The following is a 25589-nucleotide window of genomic DNA, read 5'->3' as shown; positions in this document are numbered from 1 at the left end:
TTCGCTTCAGAAGCTTGCCGGGACGAACGTGACTTCGTCGCGAGATGCATATGCGGGGATCGCGGATTCGTCGCCGGATTTCCCGTGTTGCCAAGCGCGCGTATCCGATGATGCCAAGACGAACGAAGTCGATTGGCTTCGTTCGCCTTGGGCGAGCGCACCGTTGGAGCGCTCGCCTTCCGCGTCGCGCGTCGGCCATGCCCTGTTCGCGCTGCGCTTCACGACTTCACGTCGTTCCCGCTCCGTCACGAAGGCAACCGCGCCGCATCGCTCGACGAACAAGTCGCCTGCAATCGCGAATCGAGCGCGAATCGACCATCGACATGCTTCGTCATCCGTACGATTGAAGCGCATCGCACCCGCATCGCGATGTCACCGCGCGGCGGGCGGCTCGCGATCGCCGCCGGCAATGCGGCGATCGCGCCCGACGAACATTCGCCGCGTCCCGTCGTTCGACATGCCGCGAGCGCCTCGTCACCGGCCGCCGTCGTTCTCCCGAATCACCGCCTCCGCCGCCGCGTCGGCCTCGCCCGCATACCCGTCGTGCACCTGCGTGCGCAAGCCCGGCAGCGGCGCCTCGCCGTCGAGCAGATGCCCGCCCCGCTCCTTCGTGCGGACCGTCGCCTTCATCGACAGCCCCACCCGCAGCGGATGCGCCGCCAGCTCCGACGGCTCCAGCGAGATCACCACCGGCACCCGCTGCACCACCTTGATCCAGTTCCCCGCCGCGTTCTGCGGCGGCAGCATCGAGAACGCGCTCCCCGTCCCCGCCGAGAACCCCTCCACCCGGCCCCGATACGTCACCCGCGCGCCGTACAGGTCCGACTCGAGCTGCACCGGCTGCCCCACCCGCATGTGCCGGATCTGCCCTTCCTTGAAGTTCGCCTCCACCCACACCTGCCGCAGTTGCACCACCGACATCAGCGGCACCCCCGGCCCCACCTGCTGCCCGATCTGCACCGACCGCTGCCCGACCGTCCCGTCCACCGGCGACACGATCGTCGTGCGCTTCAGGTTCCGGTACGCGAGCTTGAACTGCGCGCCCGCCTGCTGCACCGCCGGGTTCTGCCCGGCCGGCCGCTCGCTGCCCAGCGCGCGCGCCGCGTCCAGCTGCGCCTGCGCGCCCGCCAGCGCCGCCTGCGCGTTCGCCAGCGACGACTTCGCCCGCGCCAGCTCCTCCGGCGCCACCACCTCCACCGACGCCCCCACCCGCGCCCGGTACGCCTGCTGCGCGAGCTTCAGGTCCGCCTCCCGCGCCTTCACCGTCTCTTCGTACATCCCCATCGACAGCCGCGTGTTCGCCACCTGCCGCACCGCCTGCGCGAGCTGCGCCCGCGCCTGCGCGTATGCCGCCGACGCGTCCGCGTCGTCGAGCTTCACCAGCACCTGCCCCGCCTTCACCCGCTGCGTGTCCGTCACCAGGATGTCGGTCACCGTCCCCTGAATCTGCGCGGCGATCTGCACGACGTTGCCCGCCACGTACGCGTCGTCGGTCTCCTCGCTAAAGCGGCCGACGAGGAACCAGTAGAGCGCCGCCGCGAGCGCGACGATCGCCAGCAGTCCGAAGAACAGCGTGAAGCGGCGGCGGCGCGTCGCGCGGCGCGCGGCGAGCGACGCGGCCGCGTCGGGATGCGCGTGCTCGGACGCCGGCGTCGCGTGCGCGCCGTCCGCGGTCGTCGTATCGTTCGGCGCCTTGGCGCGCCGGGTGTGAGTGGCGGTGTCGTTCAAGGTCTTCGCGTGCGTGATGTCGGTGGCGCTATCGTGCGTTGGCCGGGCATGCCCGGGCGGCGTCGCGGATCGCTCCGGAGGGCTTCGATGTTCGGTTGCAGTGTCGGTTGAATCTCTCGTATTCACAATGGAGGTGGCGCTCGTGGTGATGTCTTCCTACTTGATGGTGCTCGATGCGTTGATGCCCGATGCGTTCGTGCCTGATGCATGCGCGCTCGACGCTCCCGAATAGCATTGCATCGCCCGCCGAAGCATGCATCGCGTCGACCGCCATTCGATCGCCGCCGCGCGTTCGCCCGTCGCTTCGACCGTCCGCCGAATCCCGCGACCGCACCGGTCAGTCGCGCTGCGGCTCGTTCGCCTCGGCCGGCCGCGACGCCGCCGCGAACGGCTTGCCCGCCTGCGCGAGCGGCCCGCCGCTCGCCTGCCGCGCGTCGAACCCGCCGCCCAGCGCCCCGATCAGCCCCACCCGCAACGTCCGACGCCGCGCTTGCAGCTCGATCGCGTGCGAGCGCTCGTCCAGCAGCGTCAGCTTCGCCAGGTTCACGTCCTTCCGCATCCCCATCCCGCGACGGTGCCGGTCCTCCGCCAGCGCCACCATCCGCTGCGCCGAGCGCACCGCCTGCTGCTGCTCCTTGAGCAGCGCATCGACCGTCGACAGCGACGTCAGCTGCCGCGCCACCTCGCCCAGCGCCCCATCCACCGTCTGGTTGTACAGCGCGAGCGCCACGTCCGCGTTCGCCACGTCGCCGCCCAGCTTCGCCTTCAGCCGGCCGCGATCGAAGATCGGCAGCGACAGCGCCGGCCCGATCGAGCCGCCCAGCGCATCGTGCTTGAACAGCGACGCCGGCGCCAGCGCGAACAGCCCGCCCAGCGCCGCCAGGTTCACGTCCGGGTAGAACGACGCGCGCGTGCCGTCGATCGACGCATACGCCGCCTCCACCCGCAGCCGCGCCGCGACGATGTCCGGCCGCCGACCCAGGAGCCCCGCCGGCAGCCGCGCCGGCAGCGGCGCGTCCGCGAGCGGCGCGAGCTTCGGCCGCGCGAGCGACAGCCCCCGCTCCGGCCCGCGCCCCGTCAGCACCCCCAGCTGCAGCTTCTGCAGCTGGATCTGCTCGTCGAGCAGCGCGATCTGCTCGAGCAGCTTGCTGCGCTTGAGCGCCGCATCGTCCGCGTCGTAGCCGTTGTCGATCCCGCGCGCCGCGCGCTCGCGCAGCACCGTCTCGACCTGCTCGCTCGAGCGGCGCTTGAGCAGCAGCAGCTCGCGCAGCGCGTACGCGCGGTCCAGCTCGCCGTACAGCGTCACGATCGCCACCGACAGCGTGAGCCGCGCCTGCTCCGCCTCGACCCGCGCCGCGTCGCGCATCGACATCAGCCCGCGCGTCGCCGCCGCGTTCTTGCCCCACAGATCCAGCTGGTAGTTCAGCCCGACGAACAGCGACGACGACGACACCACCGACTCGCCCACGAGCGGCACCGACACCGGCAAGCCGTTCAACGTCGTATTGATGGTGCCGCCCGAGCGCGGCACGTGCGCCTTGCTGAGCGACGCGCCCGTCGTCGCGGTGAGCCCCGTGAGCGATTCGAACTGCTGCAACTGCGACTGCGCGACGCCGATTCGCGCCTGCGCGGCCTGCAGCGTCGGGTTCTGCTGCAGCGCTTCGGCGACCAGCGCGTCGAGCTGCGGATCGCCGAGCTGCCGCACCCAGTCCGGGCTCGGCCATGCGCCGTGCGTGGCGCCGCCCGTCGTCTGCGCGAGCGCGTCGTCGCCGGGCTCGCGCGGCGCGAGCGTCGGCTTGAACCCCGACGGCACGCAGCCGGCCAGCGTCCATGCGAGCGCCGCCGCCGCGAACCAGCGCGCCGCGCGTCCTCCTGTCGTTCTCGTTGCCGCCTGATTCATCCGCGTCGTACGTCCTTCGTTCGTGCTCGATTCATGCTTGACTGATCGTTGCGATGCGGCTGCGCGCGCGGTGCTTCGCTAGCCGGTGCCGCCCGATTGTCGGCGCGCGTTGCCGGTGCTTCCACGATCGATCATCCGGTATGCTTGCCGCGCGCCCGCCGTGATCGGCGCTTACCGCTTGGTTGCGCGGACTCCGCGCGTGTTCTGCTCGTCCGTCACTGCCTCCTGTCGACCTGTCGACCGCCGCAGCATCTCCACGCCGAGTCCATTCGATTCGTCTTCGCAACGATTTCGTTCGATATCCGATCTTTATCGTCGCGCCGCGTCCTGCCCGTTGTTCGATCCATTCCATTCACCCCAGCCGCACCGGCTCGCGAGCCGCCGTGCCCGAGCGCGCCTCGTCGAACGATCCGAGCCGCCCGAACACGCCGTCGAGCACGCCCAGCGCGATCCCCCGCAGCTTCGCCCCCTTCTCCCGCTCGCACAGCACCACCTGGATCACCTGCCACACCGTCAGCAGATTCGGCACCAGCGCCACCGGAAACCGCAGCCCGTACTGCAGCCCCAGCTGCATCGCGTTGCGCGCGCCGTAATACCGCCGCTGCCACGAGTGATGCATCGCGGTCAGCTCGAACGGCCCCACCTTGTGCCGCCGCCGCGCCCCGATCCGGTGCGTCAGCACCAGCGACGGCACCACGTACAGCGGCACGTTGTGCGCAAGCGCGCGCAGGCAGTACTCGGTGTCGACGTGGTCGATGAACAGCGCCTCGTCGAACCTTCCGAGCCGCGCGTACGCCGCCCGTGAGATCACGCTGCCCGACGAGATCAGGAACGCGCAGCGCTGCGGCGCCGTCTCCCCTTCCACCCGCACCCGGCGCACCGTCACGCCGCTCGTCATCAGCTCCGGCAGGAAGCGCGCTTCGTTCGCGTCGTAGATCCGCGGCCCCGCGACGAACGCGCCCGCGCCTGCCCCCTCGCCCAGCCGCGCGCACGCGTCGCGCATCTGCGCGAAGTACCCCGCCGGCACCGTCGAATCCTGGTCGAACAGCGCCACCGCGTCGACGCCCTGCGCGAACAGCGCCGACAGCCCCGCGTTGTACGCGCCCGCCACCCCGCCGCGGTTGCCCTGGTGCCGCCATACGATATTCCCCCGCGACGACAGCGCCCCCACCCGCTCGCGCGCCGCCGCGTGCTCGTGCGGCGTGTTGTCGACGACCACGAGCGCGTCGCTGTCGCGCGCGAGCGCCTCCAGGCCCGACAACTGCTCGTCCGTCGGGTAATACAGAATCACCAGCGCGCCCAAGCTCGTCATCGCTCTTCCCTCGGTGGTTCGGGTGCTCGCCGCGCACCCTATCGCTGCGCCAAGTCGTCAGGACTTCGACGCATCGCCCTTCGCCCTCACACCCGGAGCATGGCGCCTCAATGCCCCATCGTCGCCGCCGCGCCCCGCTTCGGCCGCGTCAGCCACATCAGCCCCGCCAGCAACACGCACGTCCCGCTCGCCATGTAGAACATGTCGTTCGTCGCCATCATGTACGCCTGCTGCCGCACCACCTGGTGCAGCGAGCTCAGCTCCCGCGTCCCGTGCAGACCCATCGCGTGCAGCGCGTCCACGTACCGCTGCGTGTTCTCCGACGCTCGCGTCACCGACTGCGACACCACCGCGTAGTGATACGTCGCCCGGTTGTCCCACCACGTCACGCTCAGCGCCGTGCCGAACGCCGCCGACAGCGTCCTCAAGAAGTTCGACAGGCTCGACGCCGCCGCCAGCTTGTCGTCCGACACCCGCGACAGCGTCGCCGCCGTCAGCGGAATGAAGAAGCACGGCAGCCCCATCCCCTGGATCAGCCGCGGCGTCACCACCTGCGCGAACGTCATCGTCAGCGTGAAGTGCGTGCTCCACCACATCACCCCCGCGAACACCAGGAATCCGAACGTCACCAGCACCCGCGCGTCCACCCGGCTCGCGTACAGCCCCACCAGGATCGAGAACACCAGCGCCAGCACCCCCATCGACGCCGTCGCCAGCCCCGCCTGGTACGCCGTGTAGCCCATCACCGACTGCAGCCACAGCGGAAACACCACCCCCACCACCGAGAAGCTCATCATCCCCAGCGAGATGATCACCACGCAGAACGTGAAGGTCCGCTCCCGGAACAGGCTCAGCTCCACCACCGGATGCGCCTCCCCCAGCTCCCAGATCAGCAGCGACACGAGCGACACCCCCGCCACGATCGCGAGCGTCGTGATCAGCGACGAATCGAACCAGCCCCGGTCGTGGCCCAGATCCAGCACCGCCTGCAGCGCCCCCACCCCGATCACCAGCAGCACGATCCCCGTCACGTCGATCGGGCTCGCCTCGCCCCGCTGCTCCTGCGGGTGCAGCATCAGCGTGCACACCGCGAACGAGAACAGCCCGATCGGCAGGTTGATCAGGAAGATCCACGGCCACGAGAAGTTGTCGATCAGCCAGCCGCCCACCACCGGCCCCAAGATCGGCGCGAGCAGCACCGTCATCCCCCACAGCGCCAGCGCCAGCGTGCGCCTGGCCGGCGGGAACGCGCGCAGCAGAATCGTCTGCGACAGCGGCACCATCGGCCCCGAGAACAGCCCCTGCAGCGCCCGGCACGCCACCAGCACCTCCAGGTCCCGCGCGAGCCCGCACAGCAGCGACGTCAGCGTGAACAGGATCACCGACGCGACGAACAGCCTCAGCTCCCCCACCCGCCGCGCGAGCCACCCCGTCAGCGGCACCGCGATCGCCGCGGCCACCGAGTACGAGCTGATCACCCACGTCCCCTGGCTGTTCGACACCCCGAGGCTGCCCGAGATCGCCGGCACCGCGACGTTCGCCACCGTCGAATCCAGCACCTCGATGAACGTCGCGAGCGACAGCGCGAACGTCAGCAGCGCGAGCCTCGCGCCGCGCAGCGCCGGTGCGGCCGGCGCCGGCGGCGCGCTCGCGGCCCGATCCGCCGGCAACGCTTGCGCGCTCATGCCGGCTGCGCCTGCCGCGCCGCCACCCCCGGCGCGAAGCGCTCGATGAAGCGCGCCGCCTCGTCGCAGCCGTTCGGCTGCGCCGCCATCCGCGCCCGCACCTCACCGCAGCGCGCCGCCATCGCCTCGTCGCCCAGCACCCGCAGCAGCGAGCGCGCAAGCGGCTCGCCCCGCACCGGCGCGTCCAGCCGCACCCCGCAGCCGCTCGCCGCCACCCGCTGCGCGTTGTCGAACTGGTCGTGCGCGAACGGCGTCACCACCTGCGGCACCCCCGCCGCGTACGCCAGCGACGCCGTCCCGATCCCGCCGTGATGCACCAGCGCCCGGCAGCGCGGCAGCAACGCCGCCAGCGGCACGTAGCGCCGCTTGAGCAGCGTCACGCCGTTGCGTGGCGCATCATCGTGCGCCCTCGTTCCCGTTGGCCCCGTCGTCCCGTCCGATGCCGCCGGCGCGTCCGGCGCGAGCAGGATGCCCCGCACGCCCGTCGCTTGCAGCACCTGCGTCACCGCCCGCTCGTAGGTCCGCCCGTCCACCAGCGTCGAGCCCGCCGTGAACACCACCGGCGCATCGCCCGACGCGACGAACGCGTCCAGCTCCGGGTCCGCCTCGTGCGGCCCCGCGTCGTTGAACAGCGGAAACCCGCTTTGCAGGTGATTCGCCGGCCAATCCCGCTGCGCCGGCGCGAACCACGACGGAAACAGGCACAGCACCCCGTCCGTCGAATGCAGCCACCGCCCCAGAATCCGCCTCGCCGGCGCGAGATCCAGCGCCTGCCGCACCGCGTTCAGCTCCGGCCCGCACACCCGGTCCAGCACCTGCCGCTCGATCAGCGTCATCAGCCCCGCCTTCACCGCCAGCGGCAGCCCCGCCGGGATCGTCAGCCGCTTGTGCGTCGGCGGCGCGTGCGCCGACAGCAGCGTCGACGGCGACACCTGCACCGACACGTAGCGCGTCCCGTAGCGCTCCTGCATCAGCCGCGCCGAGAACGCCCACAGCGTGCCCACCAGCACCGTGTCCGCGTCGCTCAGCGCGCGCAGCGCGTCGAAGTGCGGCCGCACCACCGGCGCGATCACCCGCCACAGCGTCTTGAACGACGTGCGCGGGTCCCACAGCGCCGGGTCCGCCATCGCCTGCGCGTACTCCCGCGCCGTGCCCACCGGCACGAACGCGAAGCCGCTCGCGCGCACCGCCGCCTCGAACGGCGGATGCGTGCAGAACACCACCTCGTGGCCGCGCGCCGACAGCGCCCGGCCCACCCCGAGCAGCGGGTGCACGTCCCCCGCCGACCCGATCGCCGTCACGATTACTTTCGACATCGCTTCGTCACTCGATTGCGCGCGGCAGCCGTTGGCGCGAACGCGAAACGTTCAAACCGGATCGCCCGTCGCCGGCCGGGGTTCGGCCGCCTGCCGTCGGGATCTTCCGTTGAACGAACCGTTCCGTGACACGAACGCGCCTTGCCGTCGCCGCGTCACGCGGCGCGCGCCACGCCTGCCTGCCTGATTTGAACGAGCCGCGACACCGGCCGCGCGCGAACGCCCGCCTGCCTCGGCCCACGCACGCCGTTACGACAGCGCCGGCATCTGCCCCAGCGGCGCGAGCGCCTCGCCCTGCGCCTCGTCCCGCGCCGCGCTCGCCCGCTCCTCGCCGAAGAACCCCAGGATCGCCGTGCGAACCTGCTCCTGCTGCTGACGCCCCTCGAGGTCCAGGAAGTGCCCCGCCTGCCGGATCGTCGCGAACTCCGCCCGGCGCACGTACGCCGCCAGCCGACGCACGTCCGACGACGTCGTGTACTCGTCCAGCTCCCCGTTGATGAACTTCACGTCGCAGCCGATGTTGCGGAATTCCGGCAGGTACTGCTCCGGCTGCATCGACAGAATCTGGTCGACGTGGAACGCCACCTGGTCCTGCTCCTTGCGCGGCAGCTTCGTCAGGTAGCGGTAGTTGTACAGCTTCATGATCCGCGGCAGGTAGCGGCCCACCGTGTCGTTCAGCAACTGCGCCGCCTTCAGGTTCTCGCCCGCCGCGATGTGATCGCGCGCGCGCGTCACGTAGTCCGTCATCGCGTCGTTCAGGAACGGCGAGAACGACGCGACCACCGCACGCCGCACGCTCGCGCAGCCCCGCGACAGCGCGAACAGCGACGCCACCCCGCCCCACGACACCGACAGCAGGTAGCTCGGCTCGAACCGCTCGGCCAGGTGCAGCAGAATCTCGACCTCGTCGTCCTTCGTCAGAATGTACTCGCCCGGATTGTGCTGGCGCGACTGACCCGCGTACGGCAAGTCGAAGCACACCGCGTTCAGGCGCTCGCCCAGGTAGCGAATCGTCTGGCCGAACGACGCCGTCGTCGCCAGCGCGCCGTTCACGAGGATGGCCGTCTCGAAGGCCGGATCGAACACGTGGCGCTCGACGTGGACCTTCAGTCCGCTCGGCAGCGCAACGACCTGTTTCTCGATAGGCATGGCGTTTCTCCCGCATCTGCTCGGCAAATGAGCTGATCCCGCGCCCTTCTCGGACGCCTCCACGTAGCCGCCCGCCCTCCCGCGCGATCTGCCCGCCCTGCCTCGCGCGCGCCGTGACGACTACCCACTCGCCGGAGCCGCGCATCGCCATGCCGCATTCGCAACAGGCAATACGCCTCCCCGGGCCTGTCGCGGTTCCCCCGCTCCCTTTAGCCCGTGGTCTCCAGCGCCTCTATCTCGCATGACGCCTCTTGAGGATTACCGCTTCCCATCGCCATTCCGCTTTCTCAACCGTCGCGCGGCGGCTTGCGCTTTTGCGGTGTTAATACTAATACGCTGAATACAACCTCCTCAACTACTTTTAATGTTTTGCCTCAAAAAACTCATCAATGTATCCTTCCGTACATTTAACAAATCATTCTAAAATCCCTGATCCGATTAACCCCTTCATCGCCCCGAAATATTTTCTGTGATATAGAACGCATCACGACGGCATCGACCGAGACGCCCGTCACACAACCCTCCAGAACCGATCCTCGCGCGCCCGCCCCGGATACCCCACCCATCCGAATCAATACCCGCCGAAGCGCGAAATCTCCAATTCCGACATCGCGATCGCATCACCCTTCCGCTTTCGCAATACCCATCCGATGACAGTCGCGCACCAAAACGGATATTTAACTTCATACTTATTGGCATTAACGCCCCGCCTATAACACGAACCCGTAATACACGAATTGCCGATTGAAACGTTTTAAACATTCTCATCAATCTTCCAATTCACTTTCACCAATGCGCGGATTAACTGCGCACCGATGCGGCACGCGCACGCCGGCGGCCGACGCGAGCAAAAAGCCCCCACCCACCTCGAGCACCCCGTCACATCGATCGATCCCCACATATTTTTTATTGATTGAACGTTCAATAAAAAACCGCTATCCTTTCGGCTTCGCTCACCCGCCTCGCGCACAAAGGCCCCGCGATGCCCAAACTCGGAATGCGCGAGATCCGTCGCGCCCAATTGATCGACGCGACGCTCCGCTCCATCGACGAGGCCGGCCTGCCCGGCACGACGCTCGCATCCGTCGCTCAGCGCGCGAACATCTCGACGGGCATCGTCAGCCATTACTTCGGCGACAAGGACGGCCTGCTCGAAGCAACGATGCGCCATGTGCTGCGCGACCTGTGGGCCGCGACCGCGCGCCATCGCGCCGCGGCCTCCGGTGGTGAGCCGCGCGCGCGGCTGCGTGCCGTCGTCGCGGCCAACTTCGACGGCACGCAAATCAGCGCGCCCGTGATGAAGACCTGGCTCGCGTTCTGGTCGCAGAGCATGCACGAGCCGACGTTGAAACGCCTGCAGCGCGTCAACACGCGGCGGCTCTATTCGAATCTGTGCGCGGAGTTCGCAAAGACGCGGCCCCGCGCGCGAGCCCGCGAGGCCGCAAGCGGCCTCGCCGCGCTGATCGACGGCCTGTGGCTGCGCGGCGCGCTCGCGGGCGAACCGTTCGACACCGAGGCAGCCCTGAAGCTCGCCAACGATTACATCGACCTGTTGCTCGCGCCGCGCGCCTGACGCGCCACGCACCCTCGCCCACTCAAGGAGATCCTTATGTCCGTATACGGCCTGCAACGCCTTTACATCGCCGGCGCCTACGCCGACGCCACGAGCGGCAAGACGTTCGACACGTTCGATCCGGCGACGGGCGAACTGCTAGCAAGCGTTCAGCAAGCGAGCGCCGACGACGTCGAGCGCGCGGTCGCGTCCGCGCGCGAAGGCCAGCGCGAATGGGCGGCGATGACCGCGATGCAGCGCTCGCGCATCCTGCGCCGCGCGGTCGAACTGCTGCGCGAGCACAACGACGAACTCGCCGAGCTCGAAATGCGCGACACCGGCAAGCCGATCGCCGAAACGCGCGCCGTCGACATCGTCACGGGCGCCGACGTGATCGAGTACTACGCGGGCCTCGCGACCGCGATCGAAGGCCTGCAAGTGCCGCTGCGTCCGGAATCGTTCGTCTACACGCGGCGCGAGCCGCTCGGCGTATGCGCGGGCATCGGCGCGTGGAACTATCCGATCCAGATCGCGTGCTGGAAGAGCGCGCCCGCGCTCGCCGCCGGCAACGCGATGATCTTCAAGCCGAGCGAAGTCACGCCGCTGTCCGCGCTCAAGCTCGCCGAGATCTATACCGAAGCGGGCGTGCCCGCCGGCGTGTTCAACGTCGTGCAGGGCGACGGCTCGGTCGGCGCGCTGCTTACCGCGCATCCGGGGATCGCGAAGGTGTCGTTCACGGGCGGCGTCGAGACCGGCAAGAAAGTGATGTCGCTCGCAGGCGCTTCGTCGCTGAAGGAGGTGACGATGGAGCTGGGCGGCAAGTCGCCGCTCATCGTGTTCGACGACGCCGAGCTCGACCGCGCGGCCGACATCGCCGTCACCGCGAACTTCTTCAGTGCGGGGCAGGTGTGCACGAACGGCACGCGCGTGTTCGTGCAGCAAGCGGTGAAAGAGGCGTTCGTGCAGCGCGTGCTCGAACGCGTCGCGCGAATCCGCGTCGGCAAACCTTCGGACCCCGACACGAATTTCGGCCCGCTCGCGAGCGCCGCGCAACTCGACAAGGTGCTCGGCTACATCGAGAGCGGCAAAACCGAAGGCGCGAAGCTGCTCGCGGGTGGCGCGCGCCTCGCGCACGACCACTTCGCGAGCGGCCAGTACGTCGCGCCGACCGTGTTCGGCGATTGCCGCGACGACATGAAGATCGTTCGCGAAGAAATCTTCGGCCCGGTGATGAGCATTCTGTCGTTCGAGACGGAAGACGAGGCGATCGCGCGCGCGAACGCGACCGAATACGGCCTCGCGGCGGGCGTCGTCACCGAGAACCTGTCTCGCGCGCACCGCGCGATCCATCGCCTCGAAGCCGGCATCTGCTGGATCAACACGTGGGGCGAATCGCCCGCCGAGATGCCCGTTGGCGGCTACAAGCAATCCGGTGTCGGACGCGAGAACGGCATCACGACGCTCGAGCACTACACTCGAATCAAATCGGTGCAGGTCGAGCTCGGCCGCTATCAACCGGTGTTCTAAGCATTGAGGAGAACGCAACGATGACGACGCGCGAATTCGATTACATCATCTGCGGCGCGGGCTCAGCGGGCAACGTGCTCGCGACGCGCCTCACCGAGGACCCGGACGTCACCGTGCTGCTCCTCGAGGCGGGCGGCCCCGACTACCGGCTCGACTTCCGCACGCAGATGCCGGCGGCGCTCGCCTACCCGCTGCAGGGCCGCCGCTACAACTGGGCATACGAAACCGATCCCGAGCCGCACATGAATCATCGGCGGATGGAGTGCGGCCGCGGCAAGGGCCTCGGCGGCTCGTCGCTGATCAACGGAATGTGCTACATCCGCGGCAACGCGCTCGACTACGACAACTGGTCGACCCACAAGGGCCTCGAAGACTGGTCGTACCTCGACTGCCTGCCGTACTTCATGAAGGCCGAGACGCGCGACGTCGGCCCGAACGACTATCACGGCGGCGACGGCCCGGTGTCCGTGACGACGAGCAAGCCCGGCGTGAATCCGCTTTTCGAGGCGATGGTCGAGGCCGGCGTGCAGGCCGGCTATCCGCGCACCGACGACCTCAACGGCTATCAGCAGGAAGGCTTCGGCCCGATGGACCGCACGGTCACGCCGCGAGGCCGCCGCGCATCGACCGCGCGCGGCTATCTCGACCAGGCGCGCCCACGCCCGAATCTCGAGATCGTCACGCATGCGCTTGCCGATCGCATTCTGTTCTCCGGCAAGCGCGCGACGGGCGTCGCGTTCCTGCACGGCAACGAGCGCGTCACCGCGCATGCGCGCCGCGAAGTGCTCGTGTGCAGCGGCGCGATCGCGTCGCCGCAACTGCTGCAGCGCTCGGGCGTCGGCCCCGGCGAATGGCTGCGTGAGCTCGACATTCCCATCGTGCTCGATCTGCCCGGCGTCGGCCGCAATCTGCAGGATCACCTGGAGATGTACATCCAGTACGAATGCAAGGAGCCGGTGTCGCTATATCCGGCGCTCAAGTGGTGGAACCAGCCGAAGATCGGCCTCGAATGGATGATCAACGGCACGGGCCTCGGCGCGAGCAACCACTTCGAAGCGGGCGGCTTCATCCGCACGCGCGACGACGACCGGTGGCCGAACATCCAGTATCACTTCCTACCCGTCGCGATCAATTACAACGGCTCGAACGCGATCGAGATGCACGGCTTCCAGGCGCACGTCGGCTCGATGCGTTCGCCGAGCCGCGGCCGCGTGAAGCTGCGCTCGCGCGATCCGAACGCGCATCCGAGCATTCTGTTCAACTACATGTCGGAAGCGCTCGACTGGCGCGAATTCCGCGATGCGATCCGCGCGACGCGCGAGATCATGCGCCAGCCGGCACTCGACCGCTTCCGCGGCCGCGAGCTGAATCCGGGCATCGATCTGAAAAGCGACAACGACCTCGATGCATTCGTGCGCGCCCGCGCGGAAACGGCGTTCCATCCGTCCTGCTCGTGCAAGATGGGCTTCGACGACACGGCCGTCGTCGACGACGAAGGCCGCGTGCATGGGCTCGAGGGGCTGCGCGTCGTCGATGCGTCGATCATGCCGATCATCACGACCGGCAATCTGAACGCGCCGACGATCATGATCGCCGAGAAGATCGCCGACAAGATCCGCAAGCGCGAGCCGCTCGAACGCGCGAACGTGCGGTACTACGTCGCGAACGGCGCGCCTGCACGCGGCGGCAAGCCTGCCCGAGCGCCCGCCACCGCGTAGGCTCGTTCGGCGGATGCCGCACCGATGGCCATCGACGCGCGAGAACGCTTCGAGCGCGTTCGATGCGGCCACCGGTGCCGCATGTCGCACGTGCCTCGAATAAACGACCGGTCGACCGACTGTCCGCTCGCTCGATCGACGCACGCGCACCCGACAGGCAAATCCTGCGCCCCGCCCTGCGTCGCGCATGTTCGGTGCCATGCGCGCACCGGCCACAACGATACTGCGCCGACAATGAGGAACCGGCGCTTCTCGAGGATCACCCGCGCGATGTCGCATGATTTCGGTCGATACGGGCGACCTCCCGACGCCAATCCCACGATAGCCTGAGCGACGCATGCCGCTCGCCTCGAATCGGCAAGGAGCGCATCGATGACGCGCCGGCCGCCCCGCATGCCGCGCACGTTCGAATCCATCCCTGCGCGATCGCAATCAGTGCGGGCTGAGCGCACGCACCGGCGGCTAGGTCGACAAAGCAGCGCGGCGCGGATCGATTACCGCTTGCCGCGCAATGCGCCGATCAAGCCCCCTGCCCGAAACGCAATCCGCGACCGCCGGGGCGCCCGTCCAAGCGTTGTGCCCGCGCCGATCGATTGCCGGCTCATCTCGACGATCAAGCGCAGCACTGCACTGCACCGCACTGCAGTTCGTTCGATGCAACGATTAAGCAATCGGCACGCAATTTACTGAAATATCGATTTCACAAAAACAGAAATTCCCCGAACCCATCCGCCTAAATGGTTTGCCGATCGATATCGAATCCATTGAATATTCAAATTCAGTCATCCATCGATTCACATTGCTCACGAAAATATCGAACCCCGCTTTATCGCCATATCGGAATCAGGAAACGGCGCAATCCGCGCCCAATGCCCACGGAGCCCCAGCGCCCGCCCATCAAGCCATGACATCAAGCGCGCCGCACGATTCTCCCCAATCGAAACAAACGAATCGAATAAATTAACACCACCGAAATTACGCGCATTTCAATTTCAAAAAATTCAACTCATAATTATTTTTATAAATCAGCGTAATTTTATTGTAAGATGTCTGCAAGGCACCTTACAGCCATACCGGCGAGGTGCCTTCCGCATTTAGGCGGACGAGCCGTTCACGACCCGGACCGAGGCGAAACGCGGCACAACCCGGCCCGGCGATTCAGCGGCACCATGAAATGTCGCATCCGATCTCAATTATTTAGGATCACTTTCTAACGTATTTCAGGACGATCATGGTCAAGACCTTCTACATCACTGCAGCCCCTGTCGGCGCTGTCCCGAAGTTCCTCGATCCGCTGGAGCCGAAGTTCATCCCGCATGCGTTGCTCGAGCTGCTGCCCGCCGATACGCGCGAGGCCACGACCAAGGCTCTCGAGGCCAACGGATGGGAGGCCGTGCCCGCGGGCGGCATCGTGCGCGAATTCGGCTTCGATGCGCCGATCGATCTGACCGAATACGAAGGCGCGCAAGAATCGGCCACCGCGCCGGACGCGCTGCGCCGGAACGGCTGGACACCGGACGGCAACGTATGGCATCGCACGCTGACTTCGCCGTCGCTCGCCCAGCCGCCGTTGATCACGCGCACGACGCTCGAGCGCCTGTCGTCGATCGAACTGGCCCGGCAGATCGTCCTGCAGCTCACGACGTTCGGCTGGACCGCCACCGAAGACGGCAGCCTGACCTGGACACACGATCGAATCCACACGTATCTGTCGCCGGACTTCGTCGAGCGGATTCGCGCCGACAATGCGGCCGTGCTCGAATCGCTGTTCGAACACGGCTGGCGCACATGCGACGCCGGCTACTGGCAGCCGGGCAAGGCGCGCTCGCCCTTTCTGCCGATCACGGCGGAAGGCATCGTCGACGCATCGCGCGAGGCCCTCCGCGAAGGCGCGGCGGTGGTCCATCTGCACACGCGCGCGACCGACGACCAGGCGACGCTCGCGATTCCCGGGCTGAACGCGCCGATCGGCGTCGGCTCTCAGCGCAATCACATCGTGCTCGAGGACTACGATCGCATCGTGCCCTCGCTGCTCGACCTGGAGCCGTCCGCGATCCTGAATCTGTCGACGAGCGCGCGCGGCGACCGCCGCGCGTCGCAAAGCCCGCTGCGGCGCGCGCACCTGAAGCGCTACGGCCACGCGCAGCTCGCGCCCGACGTCGCGTCGTTCAGCCCCGGGCCTGTCGTGTTCCAGGCAGGTGGCGGCTATGACAATCCGAACGCGTTCCTCGCGGATCAGCTCGCCCACTTCGCGGACGTCGGCGTGCGGCCCGAGATCGAAGTGTTCAACCACACGATCGTCGAGAATTCGATCACGCTCTATCAGTCGCCGCTCGTCAAGGCCGGCGTTCCGGTGCTGTTCATGCTCGTCGCCGCCGTGGACCAATACCATCGCGACCCCGTCAGCGGCGACACGAGCGACGATTCGCTGATCGACGTGCCCACGCGCAAGGCGATCGCGAAGCTGCTGCAAGCGGGCACCGACGATGCGCACGAGAAGGCCGTCGAGCTCGCCGCCACGCAACTGCGCCCGAGCGTCGACAAGCTTCGCGACAACTTTCCGTCGTGCAAGATCTCGCTGCTGCTGCCTGGCCCGTTCCAGGCGTTGCTCGTCGACGTGGCGATCGCACTCGATCTCGACGGCATCCGCGTCGGCCTCGAGGATGCGCTGAACGTCTTCGACGCGCGCGTGCCGGGCGGCGTGCGCAAGGCATGCGGGACGGGCGATCAGGTCCGCTGGCTGCGGCTCGAGCTCGAGCGCCGCGGCATCGGCATCGTCGACGCCGAAACGCTGCGCGACGAGCTCGGCATGTCGCGCCCCGACGTCGGGCTGTTCCGCCAGGCGGAGGCCTCGCTCGCGCACTATCCGGCGGACGAGCGTCTCGTATCGGCCGATACGATTCTCGATGCGCTGCGGCCGATCGTCGACACGTATCGCAAGATCGAAGACCGGCTCGCGTCGCACCTTGCGAGCGCGCAAGCCCTGCCGACCGATCCCGCCGCGCTCGCCGAACACGTGCTGACGGCCGCGCGCAGCTTCGGCGTCACGATTCGCTCGTTCGTCGAGGAGCTCGATCGCTACGAGGACCACGAGTATCTGCTCGCCCGCTACATCCAGATCCCGCAAGCGCTGAATTTCGCGCGCGAGCTGCTCGTGCCGCGCGGCTATTCGATCGACGCGTACGACCGCGCGCTCGAAGATTACGCCCGCCCAGGCAAGACCGTGACGCGCGACGATGCGAGTTACAGCGTGCGAGTCGACCAGTTCAAGCCGCTGCCGCTGCGCTGCCTCGAATATCTGGTCGGGATTCCTTGCCGATACAACAGCGACTACAGCAACGTCGTGAATCTCGGCTTGCGCCAGAGCCCGCGCTACAGCGCGACGATGGCGCTGCTCTACCACGCGTTGCGCGAGCTCACGCTCGAGTTGCGCGATCGCTCGAACGCGTCGCACAAGGCGTGCGGACCGGTCTGGACCGTGCTCGAAACGTCGGCCGCGGCGGGCGAGCCGCCCGTGCGCCGCGACATCGCGCCGGGCGAGTTGCCGGCCGCGATCGACAGCGTCGACTGGATCGTGTTGCCGAGCACGCCGACCACCAACTATCCGCTCGGCCTCAAGCTATCGAACGGAATGGCTCAGCTGTTCCATGGCTTCGTCGCGCAGATCGCCGCCGATCCGACATTGCATGCTTCGCAGCATGCGCGCCGCGACACGCCGCTGCGCCTGCTCGCGATCACGCATTCGGGACGTCGCGACGACGGCGAAACGGTGATCGAAGCCAGCATGCTGCACAACCGCTTCGCGCTGAACGCGGACCCGGCGGGCATCTACTTCAGTCAGGAATCGCAACTGATCTACGAGCGCCTGATTTTGCCGCGCCTCGTCGACAAGCCTGCCAAGCTCGCGTACACCGAACAGCAGCTCGTACGCCGCGACGCGGCGGGATTCCCGCTGTATCAGGACGGCTCGCGCGCGCGACGCGTCAAGGCGGAGCAGATCGAGCAGTTGCCGTTCCTCAAGTGCTTCGCGCACAGCTCGGGGATCGCGACCGCGCAGCAGCTCGACGTGCAGGCGTGCCACGACGGCGAGCGCCTCGGCCTCACGGGCGACGAGCTCCGTGCGTTCTTCGATCGCGCGCTGCTCGTGTCGTTCGGCTCCGCCGCGGATATCCACCTCGACTGGCTCGGCACGTCGGTCGTCGACGTGACCGCGTTCAACGACGTGCGCAGCCTCGCCGGCACGACGAGCCGTCATTACGTGATCGAGCCGGGCGAGCATGCGGACGTGCTGCAGCATTGTCTCGTCCACACGCAGCCCGCCGACTATCGCTACGATCACGCGACGCCGGTCTGGCAAGAAGGCCGGCACGGCAAGATCGTCGCGCGGCTGACGGGCGTGTTCCTGCTCGACGACCATGCGCGGCTCGACGACGGCCACTCGATTCGCCGCTACCTGGCCGCGAGCCCGCTGTGGCTTCGCCAGTGGATCGCGCGCTTTCACGACGCGCCCGCCGACGCCGGCGCGCACGCGATCCTGCGCGAGTTGCAGTCGTCGATGACCGACTACCGGTCGAGCGCGAACCACATGATGCGGCGAGCGCTCGCGTAAGCCCGCGCGGCGCGCCGGCGGCGTCACGCGCCGGCGCGCCCGCCTTCGGCGGACGGCGTCGCCGCGAACGCGGCGCCGCCCCGCCGATGGCGCGCCCGTTCCACCCGCATGCCGCTTTCCTTCTATGGCGGCGAATAATGGCCAAGTCTACTGAACGAACCGCGCGCCCCGCGCATCCCGCGCCGGGGCCGCGTTACCACCAGAGACCGCCATGCCAGCCGCCCTCGCCGCCCCTTCGAGCGCCACGCGCGCCAGCGCCGCCGCCCGCCTCGAACGATTGCCGTTTTCCGGCTATCACAAGCTCATCTTCGTGATCATCGCGATCGCGTTTTTCTTCGACTCGGTGGATCTCGGCACGATGACCTTCGTGCTCGGCTCGATCAAGAAGGAGTTCGGCCTATCGACGGCGACGGCCGGCCTCGTCGCGAGCGCGAGCTTCTTCGGGATGGTGCTCGGTGCGGCAATCGCGGGCCTGCTCGCCGACCGCTTCGGCCGGCGCCCCGTGTTCCAGTGGAGCATGGTGCTGTGGGGCGCGGCGTCGTACCTCTGCTCGACCGCGCAGAACGTCGACGCGCTGATCGTCTATCGCGTGCTGCTCGGAATCGGCATGGGCATGGAGTTTCCGGTCGCGCAAACGCTCTTGTCCGAATTCGTTCCCGCCGCGAAGCGCGGCCGGCTGATCGCGCTGATGGACGGCTTCTGGCCGCTCGGCTTCATCACCGCCGGCATCGTGTCGTACTTCGTGCTCCCGCTGTTCGGCTGGCGCACCGTGTTCGCGCTGCTCGCGCTGCCCGCCGTGTTCGTGCTCGTCGTGCGCCGGCTCGTGCCGGAATCGCCGCGTTGGCTCGAGCACCACGGCCGGCTCGCCGAGGCCGAGCGCGTGCTCGCGCACGTCGAGGCGAAGGTGATGAAGTCCGCGCGCGTGTCGAGCCTGCCTGCGCCGTCGCGGCTCGCGGAGCCCGCCGCCGCGCGTGGCCGCGGCGCGTTGCGAGAGATCTGGAGCGCTGCCTACCGCCGTCGCACGACGATGGTCTGGCTGCTGTGGTTCTTCGCGCTGCTCGGCTTCTACGGCCTCACCTCGTGGCTCGGCGCGCTGCTGCAGCAGGCGGGCTTCCCCGTCACGCAATCGGTGTTCTATACGGTGCTGATCTCGCTCGGCGGCATTCCCGGCTTCCTGTGCGCGGCGTGGCTCGTCGAGCGCTGGGGACGCAAGCCGACCTGCATCGCGTCGCTCGTCGGCGGCGCCGCGATGGCTTACGTGTACGGACAGAGCGCACTGTTCGGCAGCAGCGTGACGCTGCTCGTCGGCACCGGGCTCGCAATGCAGTTCTTCCTGTTCGGCATGTGGGCGGTGCTCTACACGTACACGCCGGAGCTGTACGGCACGGGCGCGCGCGCGACGGGTTCGGGCTTCGCGTCGGCGATCGGCCGGGTCGGCTCGCTGATCGGGCCGTATGTGGTCGGCATCGTGCTGCCGCTCTTCGGCCAAGGCGGCGTGTTCACGCTCGGCGCGCTGTCGTTCGTCGTCGCCGCGCTGGCGGTCGGCGCGCTGGGGATCGAGACGAAAGGCTTGGCGCTCGAGGCGCTCGCGTCGACGGACGACGCGCGCGCCGCCGCGCGCGACGCGGCCGGCGCGGCAGCGAACTGATGGGCCGCCCCGTTCGCGCGACGACGCCGGCACGCGCGTCGCCGCCGGCCGTTGCGAGACGGCGCGCTTCGTTTTCCGGCGGGAACGCACATGCGCAGCCTTCGGCCCGCGCAGCAGCGATCGACGGCGACGCCGGATGCGAAGCCGTCACACGGCCGCCCTTGCGCGGATGCGCCGCGCGCGCGGCAAGCCAAAGACACTTCGTTCAGGGCTGCTACGCGGGCATCATGCGCCAGCCTGCAGGCCGCGTCGTCCGGCAACGCAAAAAAAGCGGCGTCATCGTCGACGGGAAACCGCGCGTCGACGCGCTCCATGTCCGCAGCGCGACGCACTGCACCACGCGATGCGCTTGATGAACGCGAGAAACGCCGCCGCTCAGCCCGGATCGGCCGCCTCGATCACCGCCAGCGGCAGCGTGGCCGTCAACGCGAATCCGCGGCCGGGCGCTGTATCGATCCGGATTTCGCCGCCGAGCCGCGCGGCGCGCTCGCGCATGCCGAGCAGACCGAGGGAATGACGATTGGGACGCGTTTCGCGAGCCGTGCCGTGGCCGTTGTCGGCGATCCGCACGATGCAGTGCGGCTCGTCGCGCACGATGTCGAGCTCGACTTCGGTCGCTTCCGAATGTCGCGCGACGTTGGTGAGCGCCTCCTGAACGATGCGGAACACCTCGGTCGCGCCGTCGCGACTGAACGCGATGTCGTCGGCCTCGATGCGGCTCACCACCCGGATGCGATACCGCACGCCGAACTCGTGCGTCAGCCATTCGATCGCCGGAGTCAGCCCGAGATCGTCCAGCATCACGGGGCGCAGGTCCGCCGCGATCCGCCGCACCGAATCCAGCAGTTGGCTGATCAACGCATACACGTTCGGCAAGCGGCTCGCGCGCGACGACCAGCCCGCGTCCTTCAGCTCGCCCTCGACCTGAGTGACCGCCATCTTCAGCGCCGTCAGCTGCTGCCCGAGATCGTCGTGCAATTCCCGCGCAATGCGCGTTTTCTCTTCCTCGCGAATGCCCTGGATATGCGCCGACAGGCGTTGCAGCTCCTCGCGCGACACACGCAGCGCGTCTTCGTCGCGCTTGCGGTCGGTGACGTCCATGATCCAGCCGACCATCCGATACGGCTCGCCCGCGCCGTTCCACAACGCCTGCCCGCGCGACTGAATCCATCGGAAATCGCCGCAGCGCGTGCGCACCCGGTATTCGACGTCGTACGTGTCGCGATGCTCGAGGTGCGCCTTCAGCGCGTCGGTCACGCGCTTCAGGTCGGCGGCGTGAATCGCGTCGCGGTGCCCCGTAATCTCGTCGGGCAGTTCGTGGTCGTCGTAGCCCATGATCTTCTTGAAGTGCGGCGACACGTACATCGCGCCCGTCTGCGGATTCCAGTCCCACAGCCCGGCGCTGGCGCCGCTGACCGCGAGCTGAAACCGCTCCTCGCTCGCCGACAGCGCCGCGGCGACACGGTGCCGCTCCATCGCATAGCGTATCGCCCGGCTCAGCAGCGACGTCTCGACCCGCTTCTTGAGCAGATAGTCCTGCGCGCCCTCCTGTATGGCCTGCAGCCCGACCGACAGATCGTCGAGGCCCGTCAGCACGAGCACGGGAACGTCGGGCACCTGCCGGTGAAATTGGCGGAACGTGTCGAGCCCATGCGCGTCGGGCAAGCCGAGATCGAGCAGGACGACGTCGTAATGCATGCGCTTCGCGGACGCGAGCGCCGTCGACAGCAGCTCGGCGCTCGACACGCGCGGCTCGAAATCGGTCACGTCGGTCAGCGCTTCGCCGATCAGCAGCGCATCGGTCTCGCTGTCCTCCACCAGCAGGATGTCGACGTTTCTGGACGATGCGTTCATGGCTTCGCGGGCGGCAGTGTGACCACGCCGAGCCAGAACTCGTTGATGCTGTGCACGACGTCCGTGAATTTGCCGAAATCGACGGGCTTGCTGATGTAGCAGTTCGCATGCAGTCCGTACGATCTCGCGATGTCCTCTTCCGATTTCGACGTCGTCAGGATCACGACCGGAATCGTGCTGAGCCGCGGATCGCGCTTCAGTTCCTGAAGAACCTCGCGGCCGCTCATTTTCGGCAAATTGAGATCGAGAATGATGAGGCCCGGCCGTCGCGCCGACGCGTAGCGCCCCTCGCGCCTCAGGTACGCCATCGCCTCGACGCCGTCCTCGACGACCTGCAGCGGATTGAGCACCTTGTAGTAGTCGAGCGCCTCCTTCGTCATCATCACGTCGGTCGGAGAGTCCTCGACCAGCAGGATCTCGACGAGATTTCCTCCGTCATCGGCCATCATCGCTCACCTCCTTCGGATTGCGCGTTTCATCGCGTTTCATCGCGTTTCATCGACGTCCCGTTTCATCCGCGGCCGGCCGCGACAGCGTGAACGAAAACGTCGTTCCCTGCCCCGGCGCGGACTCGACCCAGATGCGGCCGCCATGGTGTTCGACGATGCGCTTGCAAAGCGCGAGCCCGAGCCCCGTTCCCGGATATTCGCGCCGCGTATGCAGGCGCTGGAAGATCAGGAAGATGCGCTCGAAATACTGAGGATCGATTCCGATGCCGTTGTCGCTGATCCGGAACGCCCACGCGTCGTCGCGCGTTTCCGACGCCAGATGGATATGCGCGGTGCGATCCTTGCGGCGGAACTTGATCGCGTTTCCGAGCAGATTCTGGAACAGAAGGACGACCTGCGCGGGGATGCCGTGGACGACCGGCAGCCGGTCGTGACTGATGCGCGCGCCGGCGTCGCGGACGGCGGCGCTCAGGTTCCGGAGCGCCTCGTCGAGCGCGCGCTCGCAGTCGACGGACTGGCGCGCGTCCTCCAGGCGCCCGACGCGCGAATAGCTCAGCAGGTCGTCGATGAGCGCCTGCATTCGGGTCGCGCCGTCGACCGCGTGGCCGATGAACTCGTCGGCCCGCGCGTCGAGTTGCCCCTGATATCGGCGCTGCAGCAACTGCAACGGCCCCGCGACCGCGCGCAACGGCTCCTGGAGATCGTGTGACGCCACGTACGCAAACTGTTCGAGATCCTGATTCGAGCGCGCGAGCTCCTCGCTTCGGCGGCGCAGCTCGAGCTCCGAGCGCTTGCGCTCGGTGATGTCGGCGATCGAGCTGAGCACGAACGTGCCTTCCGACGTCGTGATCGGGTTGAGCCCGATTTCGACCGGGAACTCGGCGCCGTCGCGCCGCAGGCCGTACAGGTCGCGCCCGGCGCCCATCGGCCGCGCGCCCGGCTTGCCGAAGAATGCGCTCCGATGGGCGGCATGCCCGGAACGAAAACGCTCCGGCACCAGCATGTCGACATTCTGTCCGATCATGTCGTCGCGCACGTAGCCGAACAATCTTTCGGCTTGCGAATTGACGAGCACGATCCGGCCTTCGCGCCCCACCATGATCATCGCGTTCGGCGCGGCCTCGACGGCGAGCCGGAATCGCTCCTCGGCCCGCTCACGCTCCGACACGTCGCGCACGACGAGCACCGCGCCGATCAGCCTGCCGTTCGCGTCGAAAGTGGGCGCGGCATTGCCGTCGACCGGCAGCTCGCCGCCGTTGCGGCCGACGAGCCGCGCGTGAGCCGGCAGGGTCGCGGTGCGTTGCCGCTCGACCGCGACGCGCGCCGGATTGTCGATCGCGCGTCGCGCCGATGCGTGCCGGAAGGTCAGCGCCTCGGCGATCGGCCGGCCGACGACGGCGTCGCCGGCGAGCGCGGTCATCTCCTCGGCGGCCCGGTTGAAGAACGTGACGCGGCCGTCGACGTCGGTCGCCACGACGCCGTCGCCGATGCTCGCGAGCGTGACGTGAAGCAATTCCCGCTGCTCGAAGAGATCGTCGGCCGCGCTCGCCTCGACGAGCAGCAGGCGGCGCATCATGTAGCCGAACGACAGGCACACCGCGAGCGTCAGCAGGCCGGACGCGAGCCCCACCGCGATGGCGACGTCGCGTGTCGTTCTCGCGCGCTCGCGCAGGGCGACCAATCGTTGCTCGACGCTCGCCTCCATGTCGTTGGCGAGCGCGCGCGCCTGATCCATGAAGATCTTGCCGGAATCGTTCGAAACGACCGCGCGCGCCGCATCGAAACCCACGGTCTTGCGAAGCGCGATCGTCGAGGCGAGCTCATCCTGCTTCTTGTCGAGCAGCGTGTGCAGCGCGGCGAGCCGCTGCCGCTGGACCGCTTCGTCCTGCACGAGCGGCGCGAGGAAATCGAACTGCTTGCGAATGTCGGGCAGCGCCGCTTCGTAAGGCTGCAGGTATTCCGGCTTGCCGGTGATGATGTATCCGCGCTGCCCGGTTTCCATGTCGCGGGCGAGCGACAGCAGCCGTTCGAGCCCCGAAATCACTTCGTTGGCGCGGTGGACGTCCGCCTCGCTGTCGAACAGGTTCGTCGTGCCGAGCGCGCCGATGCCCGCCGTCAACAGCAGCAGCACGGCGGCGCTCCACAAGCCGAGGTCGATCCAGCGCGACGCTTTTTCCCCCAATCGCCTGATGCCCGAGGCCATCTCGACTCCCCCGAGGTGTCGTTGCCAGAAAGCCGTTCATAAGCTCGATCGCAGAATGCGGCCGCAGGCCGAGCTTGCTGCACCGCGCCGCCGCGTTCCGGAGCGCTCCGAAGCGTTCCGGGCGCGAGCGGCGGCGCGCCGCCCGTCGCGCGGGCGGAAGCAGTCTGTCGTGGCCGCCGCGTTCGCCGATGCCGGCCGCGGCGCACCGCCCGCCCGGATGAAGACGCCGGCGGCGTCGACCATGCCGGCGCGCGCCGGCGCGGCAGGCAAATGATGTCTGGAGATTAGGCGACAGACACAACGGCCGCAACCTTCGGCGGTGCGGATGCGCCGTTCGGCGGGCGGCGGCGAGCCGTGCCGCGCGGCGTCGCCGCCCGCCGTTGCGCCGCCCGGGAGGCCGCGGCAACGTCGCCGAAACCGCGCGCCGCTCAGCGCGCGTGCTCGTGCGCCCAGCTCCCCTCGACGCCGATCTCGCTCTTCACCGAGTTCGCGAGATAGCACGCTTCATGCGCCGCGTGGTGCAGCGCGTCGACGTCCTCGCGCGTCGGCGCCCGCTCGCCGCCGAACGTCACATGCGGCTTCAACACGATGCGCGTCATCACTTCCTTGCCGTCGGCGTTCTTTTCCATCGTGCCTTCGGCCACGTCGCGATAGCCCGTGACGACGAATTTCCTCTGCGCGGCGAGCGACAGGAACCACAGCATGTGGCAGCTCGACAGCGCCGCGACGAACGCCTCTTCCGGATCGACCGCCGCCGGATCGGAAAACGGCACGCGCACCACGTGCGGCGAGCTCGACGCCGGCACGCGAACGCCGCCGTCGAAGCGCCATTCGTGCTTGCGGCTGTAGCGATTGTCGGTGAACGCTTCGCTTTCCTGCTTCTGCCACGTCACTTCGGCCGTGTAGGTCGACATCGTTTCTCCTTGTGTGTTCGTGCCG

At 68.2% G+C, this 25589-nt stretch carries 17 protein-coding genes; 6 read left to right on the top strand and 11 right to left on the bottom strand.

From position 1 onward, the window contains the following. Window positions 1-6: 6 nt before the first annotated feature. The 7 genes from WS78_RS22830 to WS78_RS22800 all read right to left on the bottom strand — a co-directional run bounded on the left by WS78_RS22830 (window position 7) and on the right by WS78_RS22800 (window position 9090). The gene (locus tag WS78_RS22830; protein WP_059579121.1) at window positions 7-282 is read right to left on the bottom strand and encodes a hypothetical protein; all 276 of its coding nucleotides are present in this window, start codon (window positions 280-282) and stop codon (window positions 7-9) included. Between the two features lie 192 nt (window positions 283-474). Beyond that, window positions 475-1728, bottom strand: a complete 1254-nt coding sequence (locus WS78_RS22825) for an HlyD family efflux transporter periplasmic adaptor subunit (protein WP_059582761.1) — start codon at window positions 1726-1728, stop codon at window positions 475-477. Between the two features lie 337 nt (window positions 1729-2065). Continuing rightward, on the bottom strand, window positions 2066-3628 hold the full coding sequence (locus WS78_RS22820) for an efflux transporter outer membrane subunit (protein ID WP_063889470.1): 1563 nt from the start codon (window positions 3626-3628) through the stop codon (window positions 2066-2068). 352 nt (window positions 3629-3980) lie between these two features. After that, window positions 3981-4940, bottom strand: coding sequence for a glycosyltransferase family 2 protein (locus tag WS78_RS22815; protein WP_059648296.1), 960 nt, complete (start codon window positions 4938-4940; stop codon window positions 3981-3983). A gap of 107 nt (window positions 4941-5047) precedes the next feature. Continuing rightward, window positions 5048-6625 carry a DHA2 family efflux MFS transporter permease subunit gene (locus tag WS78_RS22810; RefSeq protein ID WP_038744240.1) on the bottom strand — a complete coding sequence of 526 codons (1578 nt, stop codon included), beginning with the start codon at window positions 6623-6625 and terminating at the stop codon, window positions 5048-5050. Further along, window positions 6622-7941: a glycosyltransferase gene (locus WS78_RS22805; protein WP_038744242.1), complete on the bottom strand. Its 1320-nt coding sequence runs from the start codon at window positions 7939-7941 to the stop codon at window positions 6622-6624. Before WS78_RS22805 ends, WS78_RS22810 begins: the two co-directional genes overlap by 4 nt. Window positions 7942-8190: 249 nt before the next feature. Further along, window positions 8191-9090, bottom strand: coding sequence for an alpha/beta fold hydrolase (locus WS78_RS22800; protein WP_038744245.1), 900 nt, complete (start codon window positions 9088-9090; stop codon window positions 8191-8193). A 982-nt stretch (window positions 9091-10072) separates the two neighbouring features. On the opposite strand from WS78_RS22800, the gene betI reads away from it, so the two are divergent. The 5 genes from betI to WS78_RS22770 all read left to right on the top strand — a co-directional run bounded on the left by betI (window position 10073) and on the right by WS78_RS22770 (window position 20144). Beyond that, a complete protein-coding gene (betI, locus tag WS78_RS22795; protein ID WP_038752849.1) occupies window positions 10073-10663 on the top strand; it encodes a transcriptional regulator BetI in 591 nt (196 codons plus the stop codon). Between the two features lie 36 nt (window positions 10664-10699). Next, window positions 10700-12169 (top strand): betaine-aldehyde dehydrogenase, encoded by a 1470-nt coding sequence (gene betB / locus WS78_RS22790; RefSeq protein ID WP_038752850.1) that lies wholly within the window; start codon window positions 10700-10702, stop codon window positions 12167-12169. Between the two features lie 20 nt (window positions 12170-12189). Continuing rightward, on the top strand, window positions 12190-13887 hold the full coding sequence (gene betA / locus WS78_RS22785; protein ID WP_059579736.1) for a choline dehydrogenase: 1698 nt from the start codon (window positions 12190-12192) through the stop codon (window positions 13885-13887). 1231 nt (window positions 13888-15118) lie between these two features. After that, the gene (locus WS78_RS22780) at window positions 15119-18496 is read left to right on the top strand and encodes a 3-keto-5-aminohexanoate cleavage protein (RefSeq protein WP_059579733.1); all 3378 of its coding nucleotides are present in this window, start codon (window positions 15119-15121) and stop codon (window positions 18494-18496) included. Between the two features lie 211 nt (window positions 18497-18707). Further along, entirely contained in the window at window positions 18708-20144 is a 1437-nt protein-coding gene (locus tag WS78_RS22770) for an MFS transporter (RefSeq protein ID WP_059579728.1), read from the top strand. A 375-nt stretch (window positions 20145-20519) separates the two neighbouring features. Here the strand turns inward: WS78_RS22770 and WS78_RS22765 are convergent, their stop codons facing one another. From WS78_RS22765 to WS78_RS22755, 3 genes are read right to left on the bottom strand one after another with little or no spacing between them, the layout of a single operon-like run. After that, window positions 20520-21998, bottom strand: a complete 1479-nt coding sequence (locus WS78_RS22765) for a hybrid sensor histidine kinase/response regulator (protein ID WP_059579724.1) — start codon at window positions 21996-21998, stop codon at window positions 20520-20522. Then, a complete protein-coding gene (locus WS78_RS22760) occupies window positions 21995-22447 on the bottom strand; it encodes a response regulator (protein ID WP_038752859.1) in 453 nt (150 codons plus the stop codon). The genes WS78_RS22765 and WS78_RS22760 overlap by 4 nt, the downstream gene beginning before the upstream one ends. A 46-nt stretch (window positions 22448-22493) precedes the next feature. Continuing rightward, window positions 22494-24650 (bottom strand): sensor histidine kinase, encoded by a 2157-nt coding sequence (locus WS78_RS22755; protein WP_038752861.1) that lies wholly within the window; start codon window positions 24648-24650, stop codon window positions 22494-22496. Between WS78_RS22755 and WS78_RS37200 the strand changes: the two genes are divergently transcribed. Continuing rightward, window positions 24553-24924 (top strand): hypothetical protein, encoded by a 372-nt coding sequence (locus tag WS78_RS37200; protein ID WP_162483271.1) that lies wholly within the window; start codon window positions 24553-24555, stop codon window positions 24922-24924. The genes WS78_RS22755 and WS78_RS37200 overlap by 98 nt on opposite strands. Window positions 24925-25078: 154 nt before the next feature. On the opposite strand, the gene WS78_RS22745 is transcribed toward WS78_RS37200, so the two are convergent. Beyond that, complete coding sequence (locus tag WS78_RS22745; protein WP_059583874.1) at window positions 25079-25564, bottom strand: OsmC family protein; 486 nt, start codon at window positions 25562-25564, stop codon at window positions 25079-25081. Window positions 25565-25589: the final 25 nt, after the last annotated feature.

The organism is Burkholderia savannae (genome assembly GCF_001524445.2).
GTDB classification, from domain to species: domain Bacteria; phylum Pseudomonadota; class Gammaproteobacteria; order Burkholderiales; family Burkholderiaceae; genus Burkholderia; species Burkholderia savannae.
Note: the sequence above shows the minus strand (reverse complement) of the source record. Positions and strands in the feature narration are given on the sequence as shown.